The organism is Aeromicrobium sp. (assembly GCF_036675695.1).
GTDB lineage: Bacteria > Actinomycetota > Actinomycetes > Propionibacteriales > Nocardioidaceae > Aeromicrobium.
Genome location: NZ_JAKFEL010000179.1, coordinates 1 through 9,228, shown reverse-complemented (window position 1 = coordinate 9,228; position 9,228 = coordinate 1). Strand labels below are relative to the sequence as shown.

The 9,228-nt window shown below is 62.2% G+C and carries 5 protein-coding genes and 1 pseudogene; all 6 read left to right on the top strand.

What is annotated here, in order from left to right; all coding sequences use genetic code 11:
* A partial coding sequence (locus V6M39_RS11930) for an MCE family protein (protein ID WP_332644041.1) occupies positions 1-1,117 on the top strand: 1,117 nt, incomplete at its 5' end.
* A complete protein-coding gene (locus V6M39_RS11925; protein WP_332644040.1) occupies positions 1,114-2,349 on the top strand; it encodes an MlaD family protein in 1,236 nt (411 codons plus the stop codon). The genes V6M39_RS11930 and V6M39_RS11925, both read left to right, overlap by 4 nt.
* A complete protein-coding gene (locus V6M39_RS11920; RefSeq protein ID WP_332644039.1) occupies positions 2,319-2,960 on the top strand; it encodes a hypothetical protein in 642 nt (213 codons plus the stop codon). Before V6M39_RS11925 ends, V6M39_RS11920 begins: the two co-directional genes overlap by 31 nt.
* Complete coding sequence (locus V6M39_RS11915) at positions 2,960-3,715, top strand: hypothetical protein (RefSeq protein ID WP_332644038.1); 756 nt, start codon at positions 2,960-2,962, stop codon at positions 3,713-3,715. Before V6M39_RS11920 ends, V6M39_RS11915 begins: the two co-directional genes overlap by 1 nt.
* 272 nt (positions 3,716-3,987) lie before the next feature.
* Positions 3,988-7,452 (top strand): DNA-directed RNA polymerase subunit beta, encoded by a 3,465-nt coding sequence (rpoB, locus tag V6M39_RS11910; protein WP_332644037.1) that lies wholly within the window; start codon positions 3,988-3,990, stop codon positions 7,450-7,452.
* 61 nt (positions 7,453-7,513) lie between these two features.
* Positions 7,514-9,228: pseudogene (locus tag V6M39_RS11905) on the top strand (DNA-directed RNA polymerase subunit beta'); the annotation flags it as partial.

The window sequence follows — 9,228 nt, the reverse complement described above, 5'->3', positions numbered from 1 at the left end:
GACCGACATCAAGCTCAATGGCTGGACCGCATTGGTGACCGTCAAGGTCAACAAGGACACCAAGCTGCCTGACAACGCCGAAGCGACCATTCGCCAGACCAGCCTGCTCGGCGAGAAGTTCGTTTCGCTGGCTGCACCAAAGACAGGCGCATCCGGCACGTTGAACGACGGTGACGTGATCCCGCTCGATCGCGCCGGACGTAACCCCGAGATCGAAGAGGTGCTCGGCGCTGCCTCACTGCTCTTCAACGGCGGCGGTATCGAGAAGACCAACACGATCGTCAAGGAGCTCAACCTTGCGCTGGGCGGCAATGAGCCCGAGGTCAAGGAGCTCATCGACTCGACCTCGCAGTTCTTGACGCAGCTGGACAACAACAAGGCCGCGCTGCTGACGTCGCTCGAGAAGGTCAACAACCTTGCTGTGGAGACGAACAAGCAGAAGGCCGCGATCACCGGTGCGCTGGATGACCTGCCTGAGGCTTTGACGGTCATCAACGGGCAGCGCGACGATCTCGTCAAGCTCCTCGAGTCGCTGGCGCGCCTGGGTGACGTCGCGACAGATGTGATCCGCCGCTCGAAGGACGACGCGGTCGCCGACTTCAAGGCACTCGTGCCGACACTGACCAATCTCGCCAAGGCCGAAGACGACCTCGCATACGCCACAAAGGCACTGCTGAGCTTCCCGTTCTCCGATGGATTCGTCGGCAACACCTACGCCGTCGCATCGGGCAAGTGCATCGACGGCGGCGTCAAGGAAGGCGCCTGCTTCGGCGACTTCGCCAACCTCTCGCTCGGCCTCGACATCAGCGCCGAACAGGTGGCCAACATCCTCAACGGCTTTGCCCCGCAGCCTCCGGAACCTTCCGCGACGCAGCCGCTCCAGGACCTGGTCAACCTCGTCACCGGCCTCGTACCGGGCGGCGTTGACATTCCCGAAATTCCAGGTCTGCCGCAGGTAACCCCGTCGGCTGACTCATCGTCTGGCTCTGACACGACATCAGGCGGTCTTGAGCTGCCCAGCTTCTGCTCGCTGCTTGGGCAGTGCCGAGCCCCCGTCGCGTCGTCCCATGACAGCAAGCTTGCGCAGCTCCTGATCGGATCGGTGGTGACGTCATGATCTCCAGACTGACCAAGATCCAGCTCGTCATCTTCGCGATCGTCACGCTGCTCGGCGGCGCATTCGTAGGCGGTCGGTACGCCCAGATCGACCGGCTCTTCATAGATCGCAGCTTCCCGGTCACGGCCCAGTTCACAGACTCGGGCGGAATCTTCGCTGGAGCCCAGGTGACCTACCGTGGCATCCCCGTCGGCAAGGTTGGCAAGCTCGAGTTCAAGGACAACGGCGTACAAGCGACTCTCGACATCGAGAACGACGCTCCGAAGATTCCTTCAGACGTCCTTGTCATCGTGGCCAACAAGTCGGCGATCGGCGAGCAGTTCGTCGATCTCCAGCCGCGCGGTAGCTCCGGGCCTTATCTGGCCAAGGGTTCGGCCATCTCGGTCAAGAACACGCGAATTCCCATCGACACCACCACGCTGCTGGTGGATACCAACAACCTCGTGCAGTCGATCAACACCGACGACCTGCGGACTGTCGTTGACGAGCTCGGTCAGGCGTTCGAGAGCACCGGCCCGGATCTGGCCACGATCCTCGACACGTCATCGGCATTCATCAAGGAAGCTGACGACAACATCGACGTGACGAGGTCCCTGATCCAGGGCTCAGGCACCGTTCTGCAGACGCAGATCGACAAGCAGGATGCGCTCAAGACGTTCTCGAGGAACCTGCGGCTGTTCTCCGACAGCTTTGTCGAGGCAGACCCAGACCTGCGTCGCCTGCTCGACAAGGGCAGTGTCAGCGCGACGAACCTCCGGAAGGTGGTCGACGAGAACTCCGAGACGTTGGGCAAGGCCGTCAACGACCTGGTCACGGCCAACCGCCCGCTCTCGGAGAACGTGCTCGGCCTCCAGGCGATCTTCATCCTCTATCCCTACTTGGTGGAGGGCTCGTTCTCGGTGCTCTTCCCGAAGCAGGAGGGCGGCAAGACGGTCTACAACGCAGCATTTGGATTGCAGATGACCGACATGACCGCGCCGTGCAGCTTCGTCGAGAACGGCGGAGAAGCGTCCGGCTATCGCCAGCGCCGCGAGGAAGCCATCATCAGTGACCGAGAGTTCGATACCAACCTGGACTGTAAGGTCGATCCCAATCACATTGCGCGACAGGCTTCAAAGACTGTCCTCAACCGTTCGGCCGTCAGCGATTCAGGTTCCTATGCGGCTGAAGGCCCCACGGCATCAGGAAAGGACTCCTGGAAGTGGCTCCTGTTCGGACCAGCAACACGCTGAACCCACTCCATGATCTTTCTGGGCAAGAGACCTCTTGGTCGAGCCGCCCGCGAGTCGCCCGAATTCTCGCCGTTCTCACGGCGATCGGCCTCGTGCTCGGCCTGCTCGGAGCGTTCCTGCCCAAGTTCATGGGCGACGATGACACGTACGGTGGCGCTGACCGCGAGCTCGTGATCTCACGCGCCAACGACTTCGCGACGGCCTACAACACGTACAACGTGGCAGAGCTTGACGACTACCAGAAGCGTCTCAAGGGTCTGCTGACACCGAAGTATGACGAACAGTTCGTCCAGGTCACCAACGCCGTCTTTGAAGCGCTGAAGGACAAGAAGCAGAAGAGTGGCGAGGCGAAGGTGCGCGGTGTAGCAATCGAGAGCATCGACGAGGACTCGGCCGAGGCGATCGTCGCCGTGGACGCGACAATCTCCAACACCGACAACAAGGCCGCTGTCGTGCGCCACTTCAGGTGGAAGGTCTCGTTCACCAAGAGCGGCGAGGAATGGCTGGTGTCCAACTTCGAGAGTGTGGCCGCCGTGACGGCGACTGCCGGAGATCCGAGTGCCACCGCTCCGGAGCCGACCCCGACCACGACGGAAGAGGGGGATGGCTGATGAGCGACTCCAACGGGCCCATCAACCGCCGGCGTATCGCAGGCGAGGGCAACCCGGCCGCGAAGAAGACTCCTGCGAAGAAGGCGCCTGCCAAGAAAGCCGCGGTGAAAGCTGCTCCAGTCAAGAAGGTCGCGACGCCGGCCAAGAAGGTTGCTCCTCCCGTTCCGCCGCTGGCAAGCGGCGCATCGATCATCTCCAAGTCACGCGAGCCCAAGGTTGAGGCCGTCCGCGGAGACGGAGGTGGGCCATCGCGTCGCGATCTGAAGTGGCTCATCCCGTCGATTGCAGCGGCAGTTGCCGCGCTGATAGTCGGCGTCTTGCTCGCCGTGGACGGCGTCCAGGACATCAGGAACAACGACGGAGACCGCGCCTCGACGGAGCGTGCAGCTTCAGCAGCCGCGAGTGCCGCAGCCGAGACGATCTTCTCCTACCAGTACGACAAGCTCGATGAGCACCTCGCAGACTCCAAGAAGCTCATGACATCGAAGTTTGCCAAGGATTTCGAGAAGATCGCGCCGGCGCTCGACGACATCGCACCACAGCGCCGTGTGCAGGTGGAGGCCGTCGGTCGCAATGCCGCCGCGCTGAGCTGTGGTGACGAGTGCTCACCGGGCACTGTCAATGTTCTGGTCTTCCTCGACCAGGCTCGCTTGATCGACGGCTCCAAGGAGCCAGATGTGATCGGCAATCGGATCACTTTGAAGATGGTGCACCGCGACGGAGTCTGGCTCGTCGACGATATACGCGCTGTCTGAGCGGTCATCCGGAGCACGTACACGCTCCAAATGCAACGGAAAAGCCAAATCTTCGTGGCTAAAAGCCAAATAGCGTCCCCTACCAATTGGCGATTGTCAAGACCCGGCCTTGCTTTCGGGGTGTCGAGAGGGTTACTATGAACTTTCGCGTTCGCCTCGCTATGCCCTCCTTCAAATGCTGGTTGGAAGGCGCCCCTTGACCGGGGTCGATTGGCGTGCGCGGAGCACCCCTCACTGAGCCACCCGCCTGCGAGCCCTTGGAAGGACCCCTCTTGGCCGCCTCGCGCACCACAGCACCTGTTCAGCCCCGCCGCATCTCATTCGCCAAAATTGCAGAACCTCTCGAGGTCCCAGAGCTCCTGGCTCTGCAGACCGACAGTTTTGCATGGCTGATTGGCGATGACTCCTGGAAGACCGGAGTCGAGCAAGCGCTCGCCGCCGGTCGCACTGATGTCTCGACCAAGTCCGGTCTCGAGGAGATCTTCGAAGAGATCTCCCCGATCGAGGACTTCTCCGAGACGATGAGCCTCTCGTTCCGCGATCACCGCTTCGAGCCCCCCAAGTACTCCGTCGAGGACTGCAAGGATCGCGACGTCACGTACGCCGCTCCGTTGTTCGTCACCGCGGAGTTCATGAACAACGAGACTGGCGAGATCAAGAGCCAGACCGTGTTCATGGGCGACTTCCCGCTGATGACCGACAAGGGCACCTTCATCATCAACGGCACCGAGCGTGTCGTCGTGTCCCAGCTCGTCCGCTCGCCGGGTGTCTACTTCGAGCGCACGCCCGACAAGACGTCGGACAAGGACATCTACACCGCCAAGGTCATCCCTTCGCGTGGTGCGTGGCTCGAGTTCGAGATCGACAAGCGCGACATGGTCGGCGTCCGTCTCGACCGCAAGCGCAAGCAGAGCGTCACTGTCCTGCTCAAGGCGCTCGGTTGGACCGAGGCTCAGATCCTTGAAGAGTTCGGCCAGTACGAGTCGATCCGCCTGACGCTGGAGAAGGACAACACCACCACTCAGGACGAGGCGCTCCTCGACATCTACCGCAAGCTGCGTCCGGGCGAACCGCCGAGCCGCGAAGCTGCGCAGACGTTGCTGGACAACTACTACTTCAACGCCAAGCGCTACGACACGGCCAAGGTCGGTCGCTACAAGATCAACAAGAAGCTCGGCGCTGACGAAGCCTTCGATCAGCAGACGCTGACGATCGACGACATCGTCTCGACGATCAAGTACATCGTTGCTCTGCACAATGGCGACTCCGAGCTGGACACCCCGGCCGGCAAGACCATCGTTGAAGCCGACGACATCGACCACTTCGGCAACCGCCGTATGCGCACCGTGGGCGAGCTGATCCAGAACCAGCTCCGCACCGGTCTTGCGCGTATGGAGCGCGTCGTACGTGAGCGCATGACGACTCAGGATGTCGAGGCCATCACGCCGCAGACCCTGATCAACATCCGCCCCGTGGTTGCTGCGCTCAAGGAGTTCTTCGGAACGTCGCAGCTGTCGCAGTTCATGGACCAGAACAACCCGCTCGCGGGCCTGACGCACAAGCGTCGTCTGTCGGCCCTCGGACCGGGCGGTCTGTCACGTGAGCGTGCAGGCTACGAAGTCCGTGACGTCCACCCGTCGCACTACGGTCGTATGTGCCCGATCGAGACGCCTGAAGGCCCCAACATTGGTCTGATCGGCTCGCTCGCTTCGTACGGTCGCATCAACTCGTTCGGCTTCGTCGAGACGCCTTACCGCAAGGTCGTCAAGAACAAGGTCACGACGCAGATCGACTACTTGACTGCAACGGACGAAGACCGCTTCATCATCGCGCAGGCCAACTCGCTGCTCGACGAGAAGAGCAACTTCGCCGAAGACATGGTCCTGGTTCGTCAGAAGGGTGGCGAGGCCGAGCTTCGCCCCGCCGCTGACGTCGACTACATGGACGTCTCGCCTCGCCAGATGGTGTCAGTCGCCACCGCGCTGATCCCGTTCCTCGAGCACGACGATGCAAACCGTGCCCTCATGGGGTCCAACATGCAGCGTCAGGCCGTCCCGTTGATCCGCAACGATGCGCCTCTCGTCGGCACCGGCATGGAGTTCCGTGCCGCCGTCGACGCCGGAGACGTCACCGTCGCCAAGGCTTCGGGAGTCGTCAAGGAGGTCTCGGCCGACGCGATCGAGATCACCCAGGACGACGGTTCGGACTTCACCTACCGCCTGTCGAAGTTCAAGCGCTCCAACCAGGGCACCTGCACCAACCAGCGCCCGCTGGTCGTCGAAGGTCAGAAGGTCGTCGTGGGCACTCCGCTCGCCGACGGTCCCTGCACCGACGAGGGCGAGATGGCGCTCGGCACCAACCTCCTGGTTGCGTTCATGCCTTGGCAGGGACACAACTACGAAGACGCGATCATCCTGTCGCAGCGTGTTGTCCAGGACGACCTGCTCACCTCGATTCACATCGAGGAGCACGAGGTCGATGCCCGTGACACCAAGCTCGGCCCTGAGGAGATCACTCGGGACATCCCGAACGTCTCCGAGGAGATGCTCGCTGACCTCGACGAGCGCGGCATCATCCGCATCGGTGCTGAAGTCGGCAACGGCGACATCCTCGTCGGCAAGGTCACGCCCAAGGGCGAGACCGAGCTGACCCCCGAGGAGCGCCTGCTGCGCGCCATCTTCGGTGAGAAGGCGCGCGAAGTGCGCGACACCTCGCTGAAGGTTCCGCACGGCGAGTCCGGCACGGTCATTGGCGTGCGAGTGTTCGACTCGGCCGAGGGCGACGAGCTCTCACCGGGCGTCAACCAGCTCGTACGTGTCTACGTCGCTCAGAAGCGCAAGATCTCCAACGGTGACAAGCTTGCTGGCCGTCACGGCAACAAGGGCGTCATCTCCAAGATCCTGCCCGTCGAGGACATGCCGTTCCTCGAGGACGGCACTCCCGTCGACATCGTGCTCAACCCGCTCGGTGTTCCTGGTCGAATGAACGTCGGTCAGGTGCTGGAGACCCACCTCGGTTGGGTCGCCAAGACCGGCTGGCAGATTCCGGACGACGAGAAGGACGAGTGGGCAGAGACCCTTCGCAAGATCGGTGCTGACAAGGCTGAGCCGGCGACCAACATCGCCACTCCGGTCTTCGACGGTGCGCGCGAGGACGAGATCCAGGGACTCCTGGCCTCGACCCTGCCCAACCGTGACGGCGAGCGCATGGTCAAGCGTGACGGCAAGGCGATGCTGTTCGACGGTCGTACCGGCGAGCAGTTCCCCGATCCCGTCTCGGTCGGCTACATGTACCTCCTGAAGCTGCACCACCTCGTCGACGACAAGATCCACGCACGCTCCACGGGTCCCTACTCGATGATCACCCAGCAGCCGCTCGGCGGTAAGGCCCAGTTCGGTGGCCAGCGCTTCGGTGAGATGGAAGTGTGGGCACTCGAGGCGTACGGCGCCGCATACGCACTGCAGGAGCTTCTGACGATCAAGTCGGATGACATCCTCGGCCGCGTCAAGGTGTACGAAGCGATCGTCAAGGGCGAGAACGTACCGGAGCCGGGTATCCCCGAATCCTTCAAGGTTCTCGTCAAGGAGATGCAGTCCCTGTGTCTCAACGTAGAGGTGCTTTCCAGTGACGGTTCGCCCGTCGAGATGCGCGACGCAGAAGAGGATCTCTTCCGCGCCGCCGAAGAACTCGGCATCGACCTGTCCCGCCGTGAGCCCAGCAGCGTCGAGGAAGTCTGAGCACTCGCTCAGACTCCCCGACGCCCACGAATTCAAAGAACAGTAAGGAAAGAAGACCAACGTGCTTGACGTGAACTTCTTCGATCAAATCCGGATCGGTCTTGCGACCGCCGACGACATCCGCGGATGGTCGTTCGGCGAGGTCAAGAAGCCCGAGACGATCAACTACCGCACGCTCAAGCCTGAGCGTGACGGACTCTTCTGCGAGAAGATCTTCGGCCCCACCCGGGACTGGGAGTGCTACTGCGGCAAGTACAAGCGCGTGCGCTTCAAGGGCATCATCTGTGAGCGCTGTGGCGTTGAGGTGACCCGCTCGAAGGTCCGTCGTGAGCGCATGGGCCACATTGAGCTGGCCGCACCGGTCACGCACATCTGGTACTTCAAGGGTGTTCCCAGCCGTCTGGGCTACCTCCTCGATCTGGCTCCGAAGGACCTCGAGAAGGTCATCTACTTCGCGGCCTACATGATCACCAAGGTCGACGAGGATGCTCGTCACAAGGACCTGTCGAGCCTCGAGACCAAGATCGACCTCGAGCGCAAGCAGCTCGAGAGCCGTCGTGACAACGAGGTCAACGAGCGTATGCAGAAGCTCGAAGAGGACCTCAAGGCACTCGAGGACGAAGGCGCCAAGGCTGACGCAAAGCGCAAGGTCAAGGATGCTGCCGAGCGCGAGGCCAAGCAGCGTCGCGACCGTACGCAGCGCGAGATCGATCGTCTCGACGAGGTCTGGAACCGCTTCAAGTCCCTCAAGGTCCAAGACCTCGAGGGTGACGAGCTGCTCTACCGCGAGATGACCTACCGCTTCGGCAAGTACTTCGAGGGCTACATGGGCGCCACGGCGATCCAGAAGCGTCTCCAGGACTTCGATCTCGACGCAGAGGCTGAGTCGCTGCGCGAGATCATCGCCACCGGCAAGGGCCAGAAGAAGACCCGCGCCCTCAAGCGCCTCAAGGTCGTCTCGGCGTTCCTCGGCAGCAACAACCACCCCTCGGGCATGGTTCTCGACGCTGTTCCGGTGATCCCGCCGGAGCTTCGTCCGATGGTCCAGCTCGATGGTGGACGTTTCGCCACCAGCGACCTGAACGACCTCTACCGTCGCGTGATCAACCGCAACAACCGCCTCAAGCGTCTGCTTGATCTCGGTGCTCCGGAGATCATCGTCAACAACGAGAAGCGCATGCTGCAGGAAGCTGTCGACTCGCTGTTCGACAACGGCCGTCGTGGCCGTCCGGTCACGGGACCGGGCAACCGTCCGCTGAAGTCGATCTCCGACATGCTCAAGGGCAAGCAGGGTCGCTTCCGTCAGAACCTCCTCGGCAAGCGCGTCGACTACTCCGGACGTTCGGTCATCATCGTCGGCCCGCAGCTCAAGCTGCACCAGTGTGGTCTGCCCAAGCAGATGGCACTCGAGCTGTTCAAGCCGTTCGTGATGAAGCGTCTGGTTGACCTCAACCACGCGCAGAACATCAAGAGCGCCAAGCGCATGGTCGAGCGTGCCCGTCCTGTCGTCTGGGATGTCCTCGAAGAGGTCATCACGGAGCACCCGGTGCTGCTCAACCGCGCACCCACGCTGCACCGACTGGGCATCCAGGCATTCGAGCCTCAGCTCATCGAGGGCAAGGCCATCCAGATCCACCCGCTCGTCTGCTCGGCCTTCAACGCCGACTTCGATGGTGACCAGATGGCTGTGCACCTTCCGCTGAGCGCGGAGGCACAGGCTGAAGCCCGCGTGCTGATGCTGTCGACCAACAACATCCTGAAGCCGTCTGATGGCCG